The organism is Saccharococcus sp. Marseille-Q5394 (assembly GCF_946901335.1).
In the GTDB taxonomy this organism is placed as follows: domain Bacteria; phylum Bacillota; class Bacilli; order Bacillales_A; family Planococcaceae; genus Sporosarcina; species Sporosarcina luteola_C.
In genome coordinates, this window is the sequence record NZ_CAMPPQ010000002.1 from 678,959 (window position 1) to 697,260 (window position 18,302).

21 protein-coding genes are annotated in these 18,302 nt (G+C 37.7%); 12 read left to right on the plus strand and 9 right to left on the minus strand.

Annotation, left to right across the window (positions count from 1 at the left end):
- Nucleotides 1–74 precede the first annotated feature (74 nt).
- Nucleotides 75–800, minus strand: a complete 726-nt coding sequence (locus OC538_RS14000; RefSeq protein ID WP_262176467.1) for a VCBS repeat-containing protein — start codon at nt 798–800, stop codon at nt 75–77.
- 159 nt (nt 801–959) lie between these two features.
- Between OC538_RS14000 and OC538_RS14005 the strand changes: the two genes are divergently transcribed.
- Complete coding sequence (locus OC538_RS14005; RefSeq protein ID WP_262176471.1) at nt 960–1,397, plus strand: general stress protein; 438 nt, start codon at nt 960–962, stop codon at nt 1,395–1,397.
- A 243-nt stretch (nt 1,398–1,640) separates the two neighbouring features.
- Here the strand turns inward: OC538_RS14005 and OC538_RS14010 are convergent, their stop codons facing one another.
- Nucleotides 1,641–1,955 carry a type II toxin-antitoxin system HicB family antitoxin gene (locus tag OC538_RS14010; RefSeq protein ID WP_262176475.1) on the minus strand — a complete coding sequence of 105 codons (315 nt, stop codon included), beginning with the start codon at nt 1,953–1,955 and terminating at the stop codon, nt 1,641–1,643.
- 328 nt (nt 1,956–2,283) lie between these two features.
- On the opposite strand from OC538_RS14010, the gene OC538_RS14015 reads away from it, so the two are divergent.
- The 6 genes from OC538_RS14015 (at nt 2,284) to OC538_RS14040 (ending at nt 6,356) form a co-directional block, all read left to right on the plus strand.
- The gene (locus OC538_RS14015) at nt 2,284–3,273 is read left to right on the plus strand and encodes a helix-turn-helix transcriptional regulator (RefSeq protein WP_262176478.1); all 990 of its coding nucleotides are present in this window, start codon (nt 2,284–2,286) and stop codon (nt 3,271–3,273) included.
- 76 nt (nt 3,274–3,349) lie between these two features.
- On the plus strand, nt 3,350–3,982 hold the full coding sequence (locus tag OC538_RS14020; RefSeq protein WP_262176481.1) for a hypothetical protein: 633 nt from the start codon (nt 3,350–3,352) through the stop codon (nt 3,980–3,982).
- A 100-nt stretch (nt 3,983–4,082) separates the two neighbouring features.
- Complete coding sequence (locus OC538_RS14025) at nt 4,083–4,301, plus strand: hypothetical protein (protein ID WP_262176484.1); 219 nt, start codon at nt 4,083–4,085, stop codon at nt 4,299–4,301.
- A gap of 39 nt (nt 4,302–4,340) precedes the next feature.
- On the plus strand, nt 4,341–4,964 hold the full coding sequence (locus tag OC538_RS14030) for a hypothetical protein (protein WP_262176486.1): 624 nt from the start codon (nt 4,341–4,343) through the stop codon (nt 4,962–4,964).
- A 98-nt stretch (nt 4,965–5,062) separates the two neighbouring features.
- Nucleotides 5,063–5,659: a hypothetical protein gene (locus tag OC538_RS14035; RefSeq protein ID WP_262176489.1), complete on the plus strand. Its 597-nt coding sequence runs from the start codon at nt 5,063–5,065 to the stop codon at nt 5,657–5,659.
- A 448-nt stretch (nt 5,660–6,107) separates the two neighbouring features.
- The gene (locus tag OC538_RS14040; protein ID WP_262176493.1) at nt 6,108–6,356 is read left to right on the plus strand and encodes a hypothetical protein; all 249 of its coding nucleotides are present in this window, start codon (nt 6,108–6,110) and stop codon (nt 6,354–6,356) included.
- 261 nt (nt 6,357–6,617) lie between these two features.
- Here the strand turns inward: OC538_RS14040 and OC538_RS14045 are convergent, their stop codons facing one another.
- On the minus strand, nt 6,618–6,803 hold the full coding sequence (locus OC538_RS14045; protein ID WP_262176496.1) for a hypothetical protein: 186 nt from the start codon (nt 6,801–6,803) through the stop codon (nt 6,618–6,620).
- Nucleotides 6,804–6,977: 174 nt separating this feature from the next.
- Between OC538_RS14045 and OC538_RS14050 the strand changes: the two genes are divergently transcribed.
- Together OC538_RS14050 and OC538_RS14055 are read left to right on the plus strand one after the other, a co-directional pair.
- Nucleotides 6,978–7,967 carry a helix-turn-helix transcriptional regulator gene (locus OC538_RS14050; protein WP_262176500.1) on the plus strand — a complete coding sequence of 330 codons (990 nt, stop codon included), beginning with the start codon at nt 6,978–6,980 and terminating at the stop codon, nt 7,965–7,967.
- Nucleotides 7,968–8,039: 72 nt separating this feature from the next.
- Complete coding sequence (locus OC538_RS14055; protein WP_262176504.1) at nt 8,040–8,189, plus strand: hypothetical protein; 150 nt, start codon at nt 8,040–8,042, stop codon at nt 8,187–8,189.
- A 425-nt stretch (nt 8,190–8,614) separates the two neighbouring features.
- Here the strand turns inward: OC538_RS14055 and OC538_RS14060 are convergent, their stop codons facing one another.
- The 3 genes from OC538_RS14060 to OC538_RS14070 all read right to left on the minus strand — a co-directional run bounded on the left by OC538_RS14060 (nt 8,615) and on the right by OC538_RS14070 (nt 13,023).
- Nucleotides 8,615–9,823 carry a hypothetical protein gene (locus tag OC538_RS14060; RefSeq protein ID WP_262176508.1) on the minus strand — a complete coding sequence of 403 codons (1,209 nt, stop codon included), beginning with the start codon at nt 9,821–9,823 and terminating at the stop codon, nt 8,615–8,617.
- Complete coding sequence (locus OC538_RS14065) at nt 9,813–12,329, minus strand: DNA cytosine methyltransferase (protein ID WP_262176511.1); 2,517 nt, start codon at nt 12,327–12,329, stop codon at nt 9,813–9,815. The genes OC538_RS14060 and OC538_RS14065 overlap by 11 nt, the downstream gene beginning before the upstream one ends.
- Nucleotides 12,330–12,543: 214 nt before the next feature.
- Nucleotides 12,544–13,023, minus strand: a complete 480-nt coding sequence (locus OC538_RS14070; RefSeq protein ID WP_262176514.1) for a helix-turn-helix domain-containing protein — start codon at nt 13,021–13,023, stop codon at nt 12,544–12,546.
- Between the two features lie 222 nt (nt 13,024–13,245).
- Between OC538_RS14070 and OC538_RS14075 the strand changes: the two genes are divergently transcribed.
- Together OC538_RS14075 and OC538_RS14080 are read left to right on the plus strand one after the other, a co-directional pair.
- Nucleotides 13,246–13,419, plus strand: a complete 174-nt coding sequence (locus OC538_RS14075; protein ID WP_262176517.1) for a hypothetical protein — start codon at nt 13,246–13,248, stop codon at nt 13,417–13,419.
- A 513-nt stretch (nt 13,420–13,932) separates the two neighbouring features.
- Nucleotides 13,933–14,199, plus strand: coding sequence for a hypothetical protein (locus OC538_RS14080; protein ID WP_262176521.1), 267 nt, complete (start codon nt 13,933–13,935; stop codon nt 14,197–14,199).
- Nucleotides 14,200–14,570: 371 nt separating this feature from the next.
- Here the strand turns inward: OC538_RS14080 and OC538_RS14085 are convergent, their stop codons facing one another.
- The 3 genes from OC538_RS14085 to OC538_RS14095 form a co-directional block, all read right to left on the minus strand.
- The gene (locus OC538_RS14085) at nt 14,571–16,331 is read right to left on the minus strand and encodes a DUF6119 family protein (protein WP_262176525.1); all 1,761 of its coding nucleotides are present in this window, start codon (nt 16,329–16,331) and stop codon (nt 14,571–14,573) included.
- 332 nt (nt 16,332–16,663) lie between these two features.
- Entirely contained in the window at nt 16,664–16,876 is a 213-nt protein-coding gene (locus OC538_RS14090) for a hypothetical protein (RefSeq protein WP_262176529.1), read from the minus strand.
- A gap of 43 nt (nt 16,877–16,919) precedes the next feature.
- Nucleotides 16,920–17,171, minus strand: coding sequence for a hypothetical protein (locus OC538_RS14095; protein WP_262176532.1), 252 nt, complete (start codon nt 17,169–17,171; stop codon nt 16,920–16,922).
- A gap of 463 nt (nt 17,172–17,634) precedes the next feature.
- On the opposite strand from OC538_RS14095, the gene OC538_RS14100 reads away from it, so the two are divergent.
- Complete coding sequence (locus OC538_RS14100) at nt 17,635–17,940, plus strand: hypothetical protein (RefSeq protein ID WP_262176535.1); 306 nt, start codon at nt 17,635–17,637, stop codon at nt 17,938–17,940.
- The last annotated feature ends 362 nt before the right edge of the window (nt 17,941–18,302 follow it).

The following is an 18,302-nucleotide window of genomic DNA, read 5'->3' on the forward strand; positions in this document are numbered from 1 at the left end:
CTAACAACCCCTTCATAGCCACGAAAAGGCTTTGAAGGGGTTTTAACGTTGGATTCATTAACAACTTCCGAACCCTACACCTGCGCGCCATATATAGCTAAATACTGTTCCTGCAATACAAATCCATTATTGCTCCATCCAAGTGTATTCAGAATATAACCTAGTCCATCCGCATGATATCTTCCGGATATTTTTTGATAAGCTAACAGTTCGTAGACTCCGTTGGCATCAAAGTCTACCGGATATAAGCCGCTTAAAGGATCTACAAAACCATTTATCGGGCTTTTCAGCTTGCCATTCCTATCGTATATTTCATTTAAATAGTCCGCTCCTCTGAGTGATATATCAATAATATATCTCTCGTCATTCGGTCTGCTCACAACTTCAACCTTATAATTGTCTTGATACGTGACCTCATAGTGGAATTGATTATTATAAACATCAGAATCAAAAAGGATTCTCGCCATATTCCCCGCAAAGGAAACAATATAATAGTTTATAATCCCACCACTGCCGCCCGTAGCAATACCTATTACGATCTGATCTACGCCATCCCCTGTGAAATCTCCCAAGAACAATGTCGGATTATAGCCGACATTGTTATGAAGCGGAATCATTGTCGTTATTCCTGTTCTATCGTCCCTAACGTGAAGCGTTATATTTTGGATGAATGGACTATCAGCCGTTTTTGTGCCAGTGAGATAGATTTGATCGATCACTTTATCACCCGTTACATCTCCACTAACAAACGCCACAACACCTGGATATCCCATAGCAGCTGAAACAACTGAATTATTCATGATCCCCCCCCTTTCCATAAAGACTATAGATATATCTATCCTATGGGTTATTGGACTGATTGCTACTACTAGTCATGGGATCATCGAAGCTGGCAAGATCGGTGACTATAAAAATCAAAGAACGGGTAGAGGATATATATAATTGGGAGGTAACTAGTAATGAAAAATCATGTTATTGGCATATACGAAAATGAACAACAAGTAGTTGAAGTCGTTGAGGATTTACTAAAGAAGGGATATACAACTGATGAAATTTCAGTGATTGCTAAAAACACAAAAGAACTACCGGAAATTGCAGAGGAAGTGAAACCCTCCATTAAGGATGGAGCCATCGCTGGAGCAGCAACGGGAGGAGCAATTGGTTTAGCGGGAGTGATAGCAGGCTTATCCACTATATTGATTCCCGGATTTGGTGCTGTGTTGGCAGCAGGTCCTATTATCACCACAATCGGAGGGGCAGTCATAGGGGCCAACTCGGGTGCTGGCGGATTTAAGCATGCACTTATGGAAATGGGAATCACAGATGATGAAGCTGAACGCTATTCAAAAGATGTTGAGGACGGTAAAATTCTTGTGTTTCTTCATTCGAAAGAGTGAGGGGGGATTGGAATTAGTTTAAGGTTTGAAGAAAATCATCATCTTCTGCCGATGGAACAGCTATAAAAGCTCTATACACAAAACAAAAAAGCAATCATCCTTCGCTAACTCGTAAGTAGCTGGATGATTACTTCTTTGGACAAACAGTTTCATAACGAACCAACCGCATTTCAAGCATGGACCGGCCGTAACACCATCCGGTCCATACTTGTTACATGCTTAATTCACAATCAATATTATTCATTACAAATAGATTGTCACCTGATCAACAATAATTCTAAACGGTTTTGCTTCGAGATTAAAATTTCGATCGATCTGGATCTTTTCGATTGGAGTCGGATCCGGGAGTGCAATCCCATCTTCTTCTGCAAATTCAACTAACACCGCCAGAACATCTCTCGCATTCTCAATCGCTTCCTCAAGCGTATCCCCGGAAGTAAAACCCGGATATCCTATCTCCAAAAGGTCAGGAAAACGGACAACAACCTGATAAACGCCCTTCTTTTCGTAATGATGCTCGTAATAAAATACTGCTGTGTGTTTGATTTCTTGTAACATGGATAAAAACTCCTTCGCATAGGGATTCTCCCTCGCCGAATGAAGCCGAGTCAAAAGCACCGACCCTCATCCGGCTAGAGAGTGTCCTCGGCGAAATCGAGTATCGCATGGATGTCGTTGTAGTACGTCATAAAGAATACTCCTCCGATTCATGTAGGCAGTCAATCAATAGTCTTGTTAATCAAAATTACTATGAATGTCTCCAGATGGCAACCTTTCTCTTCCTCATATGTAGATTCACAGTTTGAGAAAATGGATGAACAGTCTATAATTGAAAAAAACAGTCTATAAGTAGACAAGCACGTAAACATCCGAAAAGGTGATAACAATGACCAAAAACCCCATCACAGCCAGAGAACGCCTCCTCGAAGTGATCCGCATCTTGGAAGCCCATTCAGACGAAGATGATATGCTGTCGATCCACGACATACATAGCCGTTTTCCCGAGGACTTCCAAGTGGGTATCGGGGCGGTGCGGGAGGATGTGGCTGCCCTCGAGGAGTCCATCGTCTTTCCAGTTTCCGCGATGCAAAAGAAGCCCGGGATGCCGAAGCATTATTATTATGACGGCAGACCGTTTGAAATCCATGAACTCCGCTTGCTCATGGATGCCATCAGTGCTGCGAAATTCATCTCACGGAATGAAACGGAACGCATGCTCATGAAGATCCGCAAGCTGACGAGCCGGAGACTAGCCAAACAATTGACGAATGTATTGCATGTGGCGGAACCCTCAGCACAAGATGCGACCGATATCGTTGCAACAGTGCAATTGCTGCACGAAGCCATCCATGATAAACGGATCGTCGCCTTCCAATACGGACGTTACGGGACAGACCTCCACTTCCATTTGAGCAATGAAGGGCAGGACTACCTCGTCCATCCACTCGGTCTCGTTTGGAACAATGACCGCTATTATTTGGTTGCGTATTTCACTGAGGCGGATGAAGTCCGGCAATACCGGCTAGATCGGATGCGGAACGTCCGCGTACAGGATAAGCAATTTGTGCCGGATCCTTACTTCGATTTACAAGAGTACACGAAGAAGATGTTCCATATGTTCGGCGGCGAGCTGATTTCATTGGAAGCAAGATTTGCCGATAAGCTTATCAATGTCGTCATCGACCGATTCGGACTCGATGCAAATATAAAAGACAATGAGGATGGGACGTTTCTACTGAAAGCGCAAGTGGCGATGAGTGAAGGGCTCGTCCGATGGCTCTTCCGATGGGGCGGTGACGTAAAAGTCATCCATCCGAAAGAACTAGTGGGCAGAATGAAAATGGAAGCAGAAAAAATTTATAATCAATATGAATAACCTTTGCGGATATCCGCAAAGGTTCATCGTCGTGTGCCTCCATAATAAAGGAGTAAGAAAAAAGGAGGACATTATGATGAAGAAATTAATGATGTTATGTAGCGTGTTAGTTGTGATAATCCTGGCGGCATGCGGGGATATAGACGAGAAAAATACCCGGGAAGTGAAATCAAGCGCGGACGGGGCAACAGAAGCCCAAGAAGCAACGGAAACGGTAAAGGAAGAAGTCGAAGAAAAAGAAAAGCCGCTCGGTACGCGGTCCAACCCATTGCCATTCGGTGATACGATCACAGTCAAAGAAAATATATACGATGATAGTTTCAATTCCTACGAATCGCTTGTAGAGATCACACTCCTTGAAACAATCCGCGGTGAAGAAGCGTGGAAAATGATCCAAGAAGAAAATATGTTCAATGAACCGGCAGCAGAAGGCTTCGAATACGTCATGGTGAAAGTGAAAGGATTTTTGAAGGAATCCGAAACGGAAGATGACAGCCTCTATTTCACAAGCGGGAATTTCAATTTCGTTTCGAATGAAGGGGAAGTGTATGACCGGGCAATGGTAGTCGCTCCTAATGAATTGTCCAAGGAGCTTTACAATGGCGGCACTGCAGAAGGATATATTGTGAATCAAGTGAAAGTTGGAGATGACTTCAAGGTCTCCTATGATTCGAGCGAAGGATCCCCTGTGTTCTTTTTTGTGCAATAAGTGGCTGGGGGTTATCGAAAGTACGGATAGTTATTCAATATTAGGAACTTCTGATAATGCTATGCTGAACATGAGAAATGAAACAAGGAGGCGTTTACAAATGAAATGGGAAGAGGTTCGTAAGTTATATCCGAATCAATATGTAAAGCTCAATATCCTTGATTTTCATGTCGTAGAAGATAATAAGATTGTGACAGACGTCGCCTTATTAAATGTCATTGATAGTCCTCAGACGGCTACGAAAGAATTGCTCCGTGCAAAGGGTAATACCATTGTGTATCATACAGGCAATGACAGAATCATGATTGAAATAAGATAACCGGTTCGAAAGCTGGGGAGATAAATGGAGATGAAAATGATGAAGACAAAACTGTTGGCATTCTTGTTGTTAACTGTACTCACCTTAGCGGCTTGTTCATCTAAGGATGACGCTAACGAAAAAGCGGATACCAGTAAGCAAGAAGAGAAGAAAACCGAAGACGCGAGCGGTGCCGTGGCAGTCGACAAAGGGCTTCTGAACGTCGAAGTGACAATCCCAGCTTCCTTCATGGAAGGGGAGGACATTGACTCCGTCGTAGCCGAAGCAAAGGAAGACGGCATCAAAGACGTCAAGAAAAACGAAGATGGATCCGTCACATACAAGATGACAAAAGCGAAGCACAAAGAAATGATGCAAGAAATGAAAGCAAACGTAACTGAGTATGTCGATGAACTAATCAATGATGAAGACTTTGCCTCCATCCACGACATCACGCACAACAAAGACTTCTCCAAATTCACACTAGAAGTCGACAAGGAAGCATTCGAAAACAGCTTCGACGGATTCGCAGCGCTAGGCCTCGCGATGTCAGGGATGTTTTATCAGGTGTACGATGGTGTGGATGCAGAGAAGCTGAACGTAACAATCGATACTGTGGATCAAAGTACTGGAGAAGTATTTAGTACGGTTAAGTATCCGGAGGCATTTGAGGATATGGAGTAAGGAGTTGGAGCCGGGAGCATATTGCTTCCGGCCCTATTTTTTGGTGTAAGCCCGTTACAAGAGTGCATTATGCCTTATTTCTACATCGGTTGCTGCACATGAATGACCCGATCGTTCCATCTGAACTAGTGCAACCACTTCCAAGGCAGTTTGCTGGAATTTACGAGCAAGAATTGGAGAATCAATCTGACACGTTTGCCGCAACGATGCTGGGAATGCTTCGTCAAAAAGTGACAAGGTATCCAGCCGACTATCTCATTACGGTTGTAATAGGGAATGGGTGGGCGGAAGTGAATAGTTACAATGCGGGCCATAGACTTGGACAAATGGCCAAGGAAAACATCCTTTACTTGAAACGTTTTGCTAAAAAGGATTCAAAGGAAGAGGCGATTTTGGATAAATGGCTGCAAGGGGACTTTTCACAAGTGAAAGATGACTACTTTTACTTGAGATTTCAAAGTGACTCGGAATACGGAAACTGCGATATTTGCGAAGGCCACTCTGACATTCATATACGAACCCAAAGAGCTGAAGAACATTTTGTGCGTACCCTTTATGGTGAAGAAGGATTGCAACGGCATCGGGAGCAGTGGGATGAAGGAAATTTATCACTAATTAATGGAGATGGAAAAATGAAGACTTCGCCTCCATCAAGGACGTCAAGTACAACAAAGACTTCTCCAAGTTCACAGTAACGGTAGACAAAGAAGCATTCGAGAACAGCTTCGATGGATTTGCACAATGGGACTTACGATGTCTGGGATGTTCTATCAGGTGTATGATGGTGTGGGTACAGAGAAGCTGAGTGTGACAATTGATACGGAGGATCAGAGCACTGGTGAAGTATTTGGTACGGTTAAGTATCCGGAGGCACTTGAAGATATGGAGTAAGGATTTGGGGCCGGGAGCATATTGCTTGTGGTCCTAATCTTTTGGCTTTTTTCACGCCGAGGGACTTACATAAAGGAATAGAGTAAAATTAACATAATAGAAATTGAAACAATGGCAATCGCAATTTCTGTCGCCGTTATCCCGGTACAGACAGAAGCGGCAGTGAAGAATCCGTTTAAGGACGTATCCGATGTTTGAACCCTTTATGGAATAAGGTATAATTAATGAAAAGATAAAGAGTGGGTGAGTATAGTGAAACTTATTAAGTTTGATGATGCCAAGGCGAAAAAGGCTCATTCTGGCCATCCGTGTATTCAAGTTGATGCGAAGAAACAATTATTGATGGAAGCGGAAGAAATAAATGATTGCTCATATTATGTCGTCACAGATTCTGAGGAAGAAAAACAATTAAGAGATGCGTTGGCTAAAACATTCCCACTCCTTACAGAAGATGATATAAATAAGATGTTGGGAATTAAAGCAAAGAACCTAAACCAATGACGGTCTAGGATCTTTACTGTTCCAATTTGGAATATTACTCCTTACAACAGCGGCAACTATTGTATGTGTTCAGGTTACTACAACCAAATGAATTTTTAAAATACTTGTTAATATCGAAAAGTACTGGAGAAGTTTTTGGTACGGTTAATTATCCGGAGGCTTTTGAGGATATGGAGTGATGCTTAGGGGTCGGAGGCTTAATGCCTCTGGCTCTTTTTCTTATTACCCATTTCGAGTCAATTGGTAATTTAAATGATAAACTTACGCTAGGTAATAGGCAACTTCATAATAGTAATGGCGATTTCCGCTCATTCCTCTTTCAAAATAAGCGGATACCGATGCCGAAGTATTGTTTCCATCCAATCGGGTGATCACGAAAATAAAGAACGCCATCTTTAAATTCTCGCAATGCATCTCCGTGATATTCACCAATACTTCCTCGTCCATGTCATCACAGTCTCTTCATAATGTTAACGGGGCTTAAACGGATAAGGTTGTCATATCTTAGTTGCATGTCTATTCAAAGAGAGGATAAGACCTAAGATGGTGGACTTACATGGGAAACCCGTGTTAAGTATCTGCATATTGTGAATAAAGTACAATACCAGAAAGGATGATACAATGACCCGAAATCCGTTGACGGCGAGGGAACGTATTCTGGAAGTGATTCGAATTTTAGATGCGTTTTCGGATGAGGATGAGATGTTGTCAATCCAAGATATACACAGTTATTTTCACTGCGACTTGCAAGTCGGAATCGCTGCAGTTCGGGATGACGTGGCCGCGTTAGAAGAATCAATCGTTTTCCCAGTTACAGCGGTTCAAGAGAAAAATGGTATGCCGAAATATTATTATTATGACGGCAGGCCATTTGAAATGTACGAACTTCGTCTCCTCATGGATGCCATAATTGCAGCGAAATTCATTTCCAAACAGGAAACCGATCGTCTTTTCATGAAAATTCGCAAACTGACTAGCAGAAGGCTTGCGAAGCAATTGAGGAATGAGCTCAAAGAGGCCGGACCGTCAGTGAAAGAGTCGGGCGAAATTGTTGAGAGAGTCGAGCTATTGCATGAAGCGATTAATGACAAAAGAGTCGTCACTTTTCAATATGGTCGATACGGGACAGACCTCCAATTCAGCTTTAGCAATATAGGGGATTACTACCAAGTCCATCCTCTTGCCCTCGTCTGGAACAATAATCGATATTATCTAGTTGCGCTATACAATTTGGAAGATGAAATTAGGCAATACCGACTCGACAGGATGAGGAATGTCCGTATATTAGATGGGCATTATGTACCTGACGCCTACTTCAATCTTCACGAGTACACGAGCAATATGTTCCATATATTTGATGGTGATTTTATTTCATTGGAAGCAAAGTTTGCCAATCCTCTTATCAACACCGTTATCGACCGTTTCGGAGCGGATGCCAATATTAATGATCAACAAGATGGAACCTTCCTGTTAAAAGTGAAAGTTGGAATGAGTGAAAGTCTTATTCGGTGGCTCTTCCGATGGGGTGGCGACGTCAAAGTCATTCATCCTGAAGAACTCGTTTCGAGAATGATAGAGGAAGCCCAAAAAGTAATTGAACAATATCAGTAACCTTTAAAGATATCTGCAAAGTTCGATTTTTTAAAAGACGAACAGTTGACGAAAAACAAGGAGGGTTTTCAGATGAAAATAAATTATAGATGTGCAGTATCTGGGGATATTGCAGAAGAAATAGCCGAAGTGAAGTCCGAAAGTGGTGTGGGGGCAGACGTTATGAATGAATCAACTGAAGATACGGATATAGAAGTCAAAGAAGATAAAGTCGAAGATTAGGACTGTTCCTTTCCGACTTCATAACCGTTCGCACGCACTCGTTCTTGAAGTCTCAACCATCCTACCCACAACATCCATTCAATCGACCCCAAACCTTATGGGAGTTGAATAAATAAATCACTAATGAGTTATAAGAAATCATGGATAAAACCAATTTGATAAATGATGCATTTGGTAAGGGTTATTTGCCCAAAAAGTGATTTATTCTTATTCGAATAAGCTATTGATCAATATAGAAAAAGACATACATTGTCATTAACAATTATATCGCACCAAAAACTTTTCAGTTATCTATTTTTACAATTGTTAGAGAAGAGCTTTGGAAATTCACTTCTTTACATATCAATGCAAGGTAGGAAATGAAATTAAAACCTAGAAAATATGGAAAGGAATATTCTCTAGGTCTAAAATCCAGTTCCTTATATTCAAGGTTTAAATTCATCTATTTTATTTAATATAGCAGTAAAATCATGTTCCTCTATTGTAGAAAATACATCCGATTTAAAGCCTTTGTCTAACACGTATTTAAAGTTATCGAATGTATAAATAATCATTTGGTCCTTACTTTCTAGGTTTCTTTTTATTCTATCAGTTTTTTCAATTAAGCAAGTATATTGATAAGCCTCATCAATTAACCTAGTATTACCATCTGGATGAGCATAAGTGTAATGTTGTTCTGATGTCAATGCGATTAAGTTCTCAGTGTAATCTGCAATCTCCGGATGTGAGTATTGAGGGAATATATGGTGCATATAACTAGCCTTAATTCCATCATATCTTTCATTAACTACTTCAGATTGAGAATTATTATATTTATCGTTAAATCGGCGTAAAGTCTTTTTGGCCCTTTCCACTCTGTACGAATATGTATTACTTGCTTCAACGGGAGGAATATAATCCCCTCTAGCAACAGTTTTACTTTTACCTGAGTACTCGTCACGCCAATTACTTTGATTATAAGCTATTTTATCTAAAGTGATAATATCTTTTGATAAAAAGCCTCTATCAGTACCTTTTTTCTTATACCTGAATGCAAGTGGATTTAATACTTTACTAAAAATCCTACTTGCTTCAACAGGCGTATTTATAGGAGTGTTATCAATGGAGAAAGTTGTAAATGTGTTCTTTAATTCGCGAAAACTCTCAACTGTTTGTTTTTCGAAAAAAAGTTCAAAAGCATCCCATAAATCACTATCTTTTAAAGTCTTTACAATATAGTTACATAGGAATTCTCGAGCATTTTTTTCTCTAAGAGCAATAAATTCTAATATATCCATGCGATTAACTGAAAAGAGTATAGATGCACCTTTCTTTTCTTCATTTAACACACCTGCGGCAGCTAACATTTTCATTGGTTGTCTAAATAACTTATTGTATTCATCTAAAGTTGATTTAGCAGTCGGATCAGGTTTACTGAACATTTCTTGAACATTATCTACGGCATATTGAGAATGCCAAATGTGAGGGGAGATAAATGGTTGACTCCCCCCATCTTCTAAGTAGACAATTATGCAATCTGCAACAAAACAAACTACATCCCACGCACACTTTTGATCAATCCATCTACCATTTTTGTTTATTCTTATATCGTAATTATTGCCATCAAGAAAATTCTTCATATCTTCAATTGTCATTTTTTAACACTCCATAAAAATATACACTAGTATTATCAACATTAATAGATTGGGTAGATAAGTTTCGAGCGATTCTATAAAATTCTCGATATTCGTCAGATGAAAAGAACTCCAATTGTCTGTCTGTTAATTTTATATCATCTTTAGGAATCAAAATAGCTACAGAACCATCTGAAATAACATTGGGAATATTTTTGATTACTCTAGTATTATAAGTCATATTTGGAGTTAGGTAAACATTACTATCATTAAAAAAAGAAAATACGTTGAGTTTTTTTAATTTGTTTAATTCAATGTAAGTGTCATAATTAGGAATACTAGTTATTCCTTTGCCATTATTATCGATATTTCGAGCTTTAAGGACTCTTACACTATTTTCTATTTTTGATGAAATGGTATTTTTTTTGGTGATTTGTCTGTCTCTGAAGACATTAAACTTGCCTAAGTCCATTCTACCTAACATTTCATCGAAAAACTCATTTCTATAAATTATGAAGTAAGGGAAAAATATATCTGTAATATATTTCTGGTTTTGTACAATGGTCTTGTTTTGTTTCATATTATATATTAAAGTACTTTTTGGTTTCGATATTGTGTCAATAATTAAACATATTGTTTCAATGGAGACACCTGTAAATCCATGTCTCCCAAAATCTAAAATGGCTTTAATTTGTGTACTTCTTAGAATTGATCTGGTTATATCAAATTCTGATGAACTTAAGATGGATTTTTGAAGTACTAAAGCTACATGGTCACTAATTCTAAGGCATTTTTCCAAGAAGAAAGCTGCGAGATTTGTAGTTTCTTTATTCTCATTTAGTTCCAAATAAATTTTAATATCACTTCTCTTCATTTTAGTAAAAGGGGGATTACCTATTACCAAGTCATACCTTTTATTAAATTCATATGTTAAAAAATCAGCAGTTATAAAGTTTATATTAAAATTAGATGGAATGTTATTTTTTTTCAAGAATAGCTTTACAATTTCTATACTCTTTTCATCTATATCAATAATATCTAAATTGACTTTATTAACAGATTCATATTTTTTGAATATGAAAGGTAAAAAACCACCTATGCCGACTGACGGTTCTAAAACATGTATTTCATCTTTATTAAAATTAGGTAGATGATTGAATATTTCATTTACTATAAACTTGTTAGTATAGTAAGCTGAAGTTTCCTTTTTCCTAGTATTACATAGCTCCGCAAGTCTCATTAATGACGAAATCTCCAAATTATATTCATTTGTTTTGATGAATTCGAAAAGATTATTCTCTTCCTCTAAATTATACCTATCTATAATTTTTTTCAATTTAAGTGTATTGAATTTTTCTTTACTCATAAAGTTTTTTATTTTCTTTGCTATTTCAAGAAGTATGTTAGATGGAACAGCTTCACCAATACTTTGTCGAATATTCATCTCATTTTCTTTATAAATTTTCTTTTTATCAATTAAGTTGAGGCTATTCAATTCATCTAAATTCAAATCAACCCATTTAAATTCTTTGGGTATATTCATCATTGACATAAGTTCTCTGATACTAAAAACTCTATCTTCCTCAGGGTGTACAGTGTTTTGAGCAGCAAGTGCATCATTTCTCGTACTAATACAAGCGGGGAATTTATCCCACTTATGCCTTGTGTACTTATCTCTGACGCGTTTACTGTTTTCAATTACTTCACCATTAACTATCCTATGTGGTCGTTTTAATGGATCCTTGTTATCAAATGCGGATTCACCTTCCTTAAGGTCACGAATCCAATCTCTCATTCTGGGTTCGTATGTTCTAAAGGCGTGGTAAAAATCATCTGAATTAATTTCTCCCCATTCAAGTTGAGGGTAATTTTGAATAACCTCTCTTAATGTTTTTTCTTTTGTGTAATTTGGATATAAATCTAGAGGAGTAATATCATTTTTATATTTCTTATTTACCCCAATTAACACTGTTCTAGTTCTTGAAGAATTAGACCCATAGTTCATGAAGTTTAATATGCGTCCGGTAATTATATATTCCTCTCCGAGTTCTTTTCTAATGTAATCCCCAATAGCCATAGACTCATTATTAGGTGTTATGCATAATGTTTTTTCAAAAGCCATTACATTTTCAAAGATAAAAAATCTGGGTTGAATTTCTTTTACTAACTCAATCGATTCCACAACTAAACTATTTCTATTGATGTCTTGTGCATTTTTTTTATGATTAATTACACTGATACCTTGACAGGGCGGGGTAGCGATAATAACATCAACATTGTCATTACCAAGCTTCTTCCACTTGTCTATTTCTTCAAAAATCAAATTCTTAGTTTTAGCTTCTGATATATCTCCAGAAATATATCCTGAATCAAAATCACATTTATTGTTATATTTTTGAACATTCAATCTTTTTTCTAGCAATTCATTTGTTGCAATACATTTATAACCTTCCATTTTAAGGCCATAACAACCGACCCCTGCAGAGCTAAACAGTGATATATATGTAAGTGTTTTATCTTTTAGCATCTAAAAATCCCTTTCTTAACAAATAATCATTGTAACATTAACCTTTATTATCATCAATTTGTTGTTGCATCATCTGTATCGCAAAATTAGAGCTTGTTACAGAAGAGAAACCTCACGTATCTGTCTTGCCATCGTGCGCGCCATAATTCAATACAGTGAAAGAGGACTACTCGTCCGTATAGTTCAATCAATTTTGAACCTACAAAGGGAAAAATTATTTCATTTTTTTATAAGTGGTTTTTATCTCTTCCATAGTTGGATAGTTTTTCTCTTTGCTTTCAAATAGTGCAATCAATGCAAGCATTTCATCTCGAGTAAGCTTGTGACCAGCTATGTAAAAGTTTTTCTGGGGGTCATTTACAAATTGCTCAAGCTGTATGTGATAAAGAGAAGTGTATAATTCAAATGTAAACTCTTCGTCAGTCAAAAAATTTTTACGGGCTGTACGATGTAGTGACCTTAAATCTTCTTCGGTATAAACTCCAGATTCTAGCGCTAAATCATATAAATTCACATTTAAAGCAACTGCTAGGTTACGTAAAATTGTAATAGACGGAATGAATTTATCATTTTCTATTTGTGATAAATATGGACTAGATACTCCTGAAATACGAGATAGTTCTGTTAGTGATAGCATTTTTGATTTTCTTAATAGTTTCAATCTTGCTCCAAATGATTGTTTATCAACTGTCATCAATCAGCCCTCCTTCCCTAAGCATACAACACCTATAATTGGTTATCAAACATATATTTGAAAATTATTGATGGCGTGGTCGGTATCAATCTCTTCTATACAAGCAATGGTTTAGTTTTATTTTGTTCTATTATTTTCTATTAGTCATTGGTTGAATTGTTTGATGAGTACTATTTACTATGTGAAATAATTACGGTTAAAAGAATTGAAAGGGTGTTACCTATGCAGAAAGCACATATTATTTGGGGGAACTATCAAGAAACAGAGGATTTGATCAAGGAACTAGAGCAAAATGAATTGGACATCATCACTGTTGTCGATGATGAAATGAAAAGTAGTTTGAAAAGGCGAGGTGATATTGTATATGCTTCAAAAGAGTATGTGTTAAATACGTGACATAGCCAGGTAACAGAATTCCACTATTATTATATAGCTCCTTTCAGGAGGAAAGATGGCAGCACTTGGAAAGTTGAAAAAGTGATTGGATTAGTACATGAGTTTATGTCTGATAAAAAGAGCTAGGCATCTGAAACCGAGTACATGATAATCGTTATGTAATAGAGGGAATGAAGGAATCTACGTAATCTTGAAAAGCAGTAGGTCCCATAAAGAATCAGCCTCGCAAATCGGCCGCAACGAAACAGATCGCGTTTTCGATTTCCCTTATCCTGGTGTCCACACTTAATTGACCGGGATGTATATTTCGGATTGACGAGTTCAAACATAATGCGACAAGTCTTGCTTTGAATCGAATGAACTCCTTCGGTTAGTTGTGACTCAGATTGTGATTATTGCAGATGAATAGAGCCACTGTCTGCGGGACAGAAGGCCACCAATATAAAAAATAACCTCTTGTATAATTAGTTTGCATGCAAACACGCATGACACTAATGTATAGGAGGCTTTTTTATGATTAATTGTCGGAGGATTCTGGAACTGTATTCTGAAGGAGTCAGTCAAAGAACGATTAGTTCTAGCACTGGACACCCAAGGAATACTGTTTCCGATGTGGTTCGCAGCGCTAAGAAACTTGGCATTGAAGAGTTGGATGATACAATGACCAACTCCTGGCTAGAGACATTTCTCTTTCCAGAAAAGCAAACCCTCATGAAGGGGTACTTCCATGTTGACCGGGACAAGGTGCACAAGGAATTTCAAAAAAGAATGCCACCCTAACCTTATTGCATCCGAGTATGCGACGGAAGCGCGTGAATGATTACGACCGCCGGAATGTACCACCTCTACCATCTTTTTTACTAACGAATGACAACAAATCTATCAAAGAGTGACATACGTTTGCCAGTCTATACAACGCCATGATCCCTGCTTGAAGGAAACATGGCAATATAATCACTGGGGAAGGCCATCAATCCTTTAGCTCACAACTTCACACCGAGTGATGGGCATGACAGCCTTGGCGGAAAGCTAGCACATGTTGCTGGTTTCTGGGCTGTCTATTGCGTCAATGCTGCACTGAATTTTAATTTATTGCTGGCTTGTCCATTGCAAGGTATCAACAACATCTATCCTTCGAACGATTTTCATAGCTATAACACCATAAACTCTAAATTAAAATCAAATTGCCTTACATCATCCATCAAACTAATCATAGCTAACTTAGCTGCTGTCGATCTTATTGTCTTCGGGTCATCAATCCTATATGACCCAGGTGGCCTAAATGCAAAAACAAACACGATTTCTTGATTCGTTTCTTTTATTAACTTGGTTAATCCAGACAATTCTGGTTGACTATGAAACACATTCGAAAACTTCCTAGCCCCTTGGGATATAGTTGTTTCCTCTCCAGTTTCTTTTGACACACCGCCGATTTTATTTCTAATACTTTCATAATAGCTATCAAAAATTGTACTATCATGGGAAATTGCATCATTTAGAATTCTCATTGAATGAAGAATCTGATGACTTAATACACGTACATCACCATCTAACCCATCTTTCACATGAACCAAATATACTTTTTCATTATTAATTACCAAAAGATCACAAAGCTCAATATTATTGACTAATATCTTATCTAATACGTAAATGTTTTCTATGTTATTATGGGAAAAATTATAATCCCCCTCTGAACCTTCTTCCCATTTGTTAAGTTCCGGTAAATCGGTCGACTCTACAATTTTAGTTACTACCTTTTCTTTAAACTTATTGTCGATTTCTTCAATAAAACTTCTGTCAAGACAATACCAATTTCCTTCCATCAACCAATATGTTTTATTCTCGATGATTACTTGAAAGTCCAACAAATTTAATAAAGAACGCTCCACTAATTCCTCATTTTCATCAACTATTTGTGAAGCATCTAGGAAAACCTCTTTGAACCCTTCTTCACGAAATAAAATCTCTTGGTCGAAAAACTCATAGAAATACATTTTAATATCAGTTAAACTACTATCATATGGCATATCCTTTTTTGAACCCTTTTTCCGCAAAAAGTATGACTCTCTACTCAAGATAGGGAGTACAACATTAAGGTTTGTAGAACAAGTACCGTGAATTATTAACTCTTTTAATTCTTTTTCAAGGGCTTTATCTAATTTTTCTAAAACGGGATCCTGTCTATTCACCTCGTAAAAAGGATTCAATACAAAAAGTGGTGTCTTGTCATTTAAATCTTTTACTTTTTTTAGAAAATCGTCTAATTCGGATAAACTCATTGACTTACCCAAGTTTATCGAGTCTTTTGCCAAAAACTTATATTCCTTCTTGCCGCCGTCAATTTTCAAATTGAAAATTTCCTCGATCCTTTCTTTTGGTAAAAACACATTAAGTTCCCTGAAGAAGTTACTAAACCCACTTTCGGAATTAATATTGACAAATCTAGAAAACTGATTTTGACCACTAATTCGGTTACCAGAAAAAAATCTATCTTTTGTTTCTTTGATTATATTCTCATTGGGCTCTATTATTCTGGATAGTAGATCAAGACCGAAGTAATGATCTTTAAAACCTTCTATGACAAGATAGCCCGTTCCCCCAGTTATGCAAAACACCTCTTTTTCCACTTCAAGAAATAAAACAAATGAATGATTTACATTTTTTAGTTCACCCAAATCAGAAACTAATTCTCCTATAACAAATTGCCATTCCGGTTTAGTCGAATTTTCCCTTGTATATAGTCTATAATTATTAATATGATTGGCTGAAAAATTCTGGGAGTTGTTCTTGCTCTCAAATTTATTCCCTGTTACTCGCCCCTCATTATACCTATCTACTATCTCATCGCAATATTCTTTGAAAGTAATACCTGTGGTAAGAAGCCTGTATATTGTAAAACTCGCTGCTTTCACATTCAATCTCTCCTATTCACCTTTAAATTTCCCAGTATCTAACACAACATGACACAAATTAATAGCGCGTGTGGACCTGTTGATTAAAATCTTCATGTTCAGCCATCGCCCTTAGCACCTATTCGACACAAGGTTATAAAGTCCTTCTTTTTCTGACAAAAGCAATCAAACTAAAAAACCAACCGTACATCCACCGCCACAGCAAACTTTCCGACTCTCTTTTGCAATTCAACATAATCTATAAAAATCAATAGGAAGCTTATCAAAAATCAGTCTGATAAGCTTCCTATTCTCCAATATACAATTCTAGTGCATTTCGTTTGCTGGCCAGTTTAATTCATCGTTTCCTTCGGCGATGCCTTAAATAACACTTTTACATCCTTTTCAGGCTTGCTTATCAGCCCAAGTACTTTGGCAACAATCAATAAGATGATTAGTATGCCTAAGCAGACAAGCCCTACGATGAGAGAACTGCTCCGCAGCATCAATACTAGTTGATTAAATCGCCACCTAAAAACGGACTGTATACTCACGATAGGCTTCATTCAGAAGAGGCTCTTCCCGAAGCGCTTTTGTAACCCCCTGTTTTCAAGTTATCCGGAACGAAAGCTTCAGGAACCCCCAAAAATACCCCAAGGCATGGATATGCGCCATAAGCCAATTAGCTGATTTCATATCCAGGAACGCTTCAACGTAACTGTATTGACTGTATGGCAGAGTTGCGATGAAAACGTAGGCCAGAAGGGCTTTTCCCGTTGAACGATCTGTAATCTGCAACGTGGTCCCAGCCCAATCCACTTCAATGATCTCGCCCGGTTTTCTCCGGATAGGCATCGTCAACTTATACTTCTTTGCGTATTTCCCATGCCTCTCACAAAAGGTTCGGTAGGCATAGGGGATATTCCCACCCTCACGCGCTTCCGTCGCATACTCATGATGCAATAAGGTTAGGGTTACATTCTTTTTTTGTAATTCCTTGTGGTTTAGTCCTAGATCCTTGTGCGAGTATGCGGATTTCTATATGTTAGAGAGAGCCTCTAAGCGGGTAACATTGACGCTTGACTGGATTGCAAAGTCGACGACCTAGTGACTATCTCGTTTAATAATGGCTAATAAATAGGAGACACAAGGGTAATGAGAAACACTATACTAATGATGATGTCCCGAACATTTCTACAATCTTGAGTACCTCACTACCACTCTGCCAAGTTAGGTACTTATTATTAGGGTTTACACTAATTATCTGAAAAATAGTTCTTTACTGTGCTATAATATCATTAGAAAAATTAAAGGAGTGTTACCTATGTTTAAAACACATATTATTTGGGGGAACTTTTCAGAAACGGAGGATTTAATTGAGGAATTAAAGAAAAATGATGACTTGGATATCATAACTGTCATCGATCATGAAGTGAAAAAATGTAGTTTGAAAAGACTAGGTGATATTACATATGCTTCAAAAGAATACGTGGAAAATGCTCGACTTAGCCAGGTAACAGAATTCCACTATTATTATATCGCCCCACCCAAAAGAAAAGGCGGTCCAGCTTGGAAGGTTAAGAAGGTGATCGGGTTGTTACATGAATTTCAGACTTGCAAAAAGCGTTAGGTATAAAAACGAGTGTATGACGGTCAGTACATAAAGGAAAAGGAACATTGAAATCTTTGCGGATTTTCGAAAGTTAGAAGGCTACATAAAAAATTGCACACTTGACCATGGATTTACCGATATTTGGTTCATTTATTCATTCCATCATTTTTTCCTCTATTTTAGTCTCATGTACATAGTGCATGAGATTTTTTTTCAGAAGTTCTAGATGAAAATGCTTTAAAGTATTTAATGCATCTTTTTTATATTGTATCGAACATAACACAATTTCTGGATTGTAGTTAAGTTAGATAATGTCCTCAACCTTTTTCCCACGTTCTTGAAATGAGCCGTTTATGAGGATTACATACATTGGTGTACTC

Excerpts from the sequence above, each read along its gene's own strand:
- OC538_RS14090 (WP_262176529.1), bottom strand. The coding sequence starts at position 16,876 with ATGAAGCCTATCGTGAGTATACAGTCCGTTTTTAGGTGGCGATTTAAT.
- OC538_RS14070 (WP_262176514.1), bottom strand. The coding sequence starts at position 13,023 with ATGACAGTTGATAAACAATCATTTGGAGCAAGATTGAAACTATTAAGA.
- OC538_RS14055 (WP_262176504.1), top strand. The coding sequence starts at position 8,040 with ATGAAAATAAATTATAGATGTGCAGTATCTGGGGATATTGCAGAAGAA.
- OC538_RS14020 (WP_262176481.1), top strand. The coding sequence starts at position 3,350 with ATGAAGAAATTAATGATGTTATGTAGCGTGTTAGTTGTGATAATCCTG.
- OC538_RS14000 (WP_262176467.1), bottom strand. The coding sequence starts at position 800 with ATGAATAATTCAGTTGTTTCAGCTGCTATGGGATATCCAGGTGTTGTG.
- OC538_RS14060 (WP_262176508.1), bottom strand. The coding sequence starts at position 9,823 with ATGACAATTGAAGATATGAAGAATTTTCTTGATGGCAATAATTACGAT.
- OC538_RS14050 (WP_262176500.1), top strand. The coding sequence starts at position 6,978 with ATGACCCGAAATCCGTTGACGGCGAGGGAACGTATTCTGGAAGTGATT.
- OC538_RS14030 (WP_262176486.1), top strand. The coding sequence starts at position 4,341 with ATGAAGACAAAACTGTTGGCATTCTTGTTGTTAACTGTACTCACCTTA.
- OC538_RS14065 (WP_262176511.1), bottom strand. The coding sequence starts at position 12,329 with ATGCTAAAAGATAAAACACTTACATATATATCACTGTTTAGCTCTGCA.
- OC538_RS14025 (WP_262176484.1), top strand. The coding sequence starts at position 4,083 with ATGAAATGGGAAGAGGTTCGTAAGTTATATCCGAATCAATATGTAAAG.
- OC538_RS14035 (WP_262176489.1), top strand. The coding sequence starts at position 5,063 with ATGAATGACCCGATCGTTCCATCTGAACTAGTGCAACCACTTCCAAGG.
- OC538_RS14010 (WP_262176475.1), bottom strand. The coding sequence starts at position 1,955 with ATGTTACAAGAAATCAAACACACAGCAGTATTTTATTACGAGCATCAT.
- OC538_RS14100 (WP_262176535.1), top strand. The coding sequence starts at position 17,635 with ATGTTTAAAACACATATTATTTGGGGGAACTTTTCAGAAACGGAGGAT.
- OC538_RS14045 (WP_262176496.1), bottom strand. The coding sequence starts at position 6,803 with ATGGACGAGGAAGTATTGGTGAATATCACGGAGATGCATTGCGAGAAT.
- OC538_RS14005 (WP_262176471.1), top strand. The coding sequence starts at position 960 with ATGAAAAATCATGTTATTGGCATATACGAAAATGAACAACAAGTAGTT.
- OC538_RS14080 (WP_262176521.1), top strand. The coding sequence starts at position 13,933 with ATGATTAATTGTCGGAGGATTCTGGAACTGTATTCTGAAGGAGTCAGT.
- OC538_RS14075 (WP_262176517.1), top strand. The coding sequence starts at position 13,246 with ATGCAGAAAGCACATATTATTTGGGGGAACTATCAAGAAACAGAGGAT.
- OC538_RS14015 (WP_262176478.1), top strand. The coding sequence starts at position 2,284 with ATGACCAAAAACCCCATCACAGCCAGAGAACGCCTCCTCGAAGTGATC.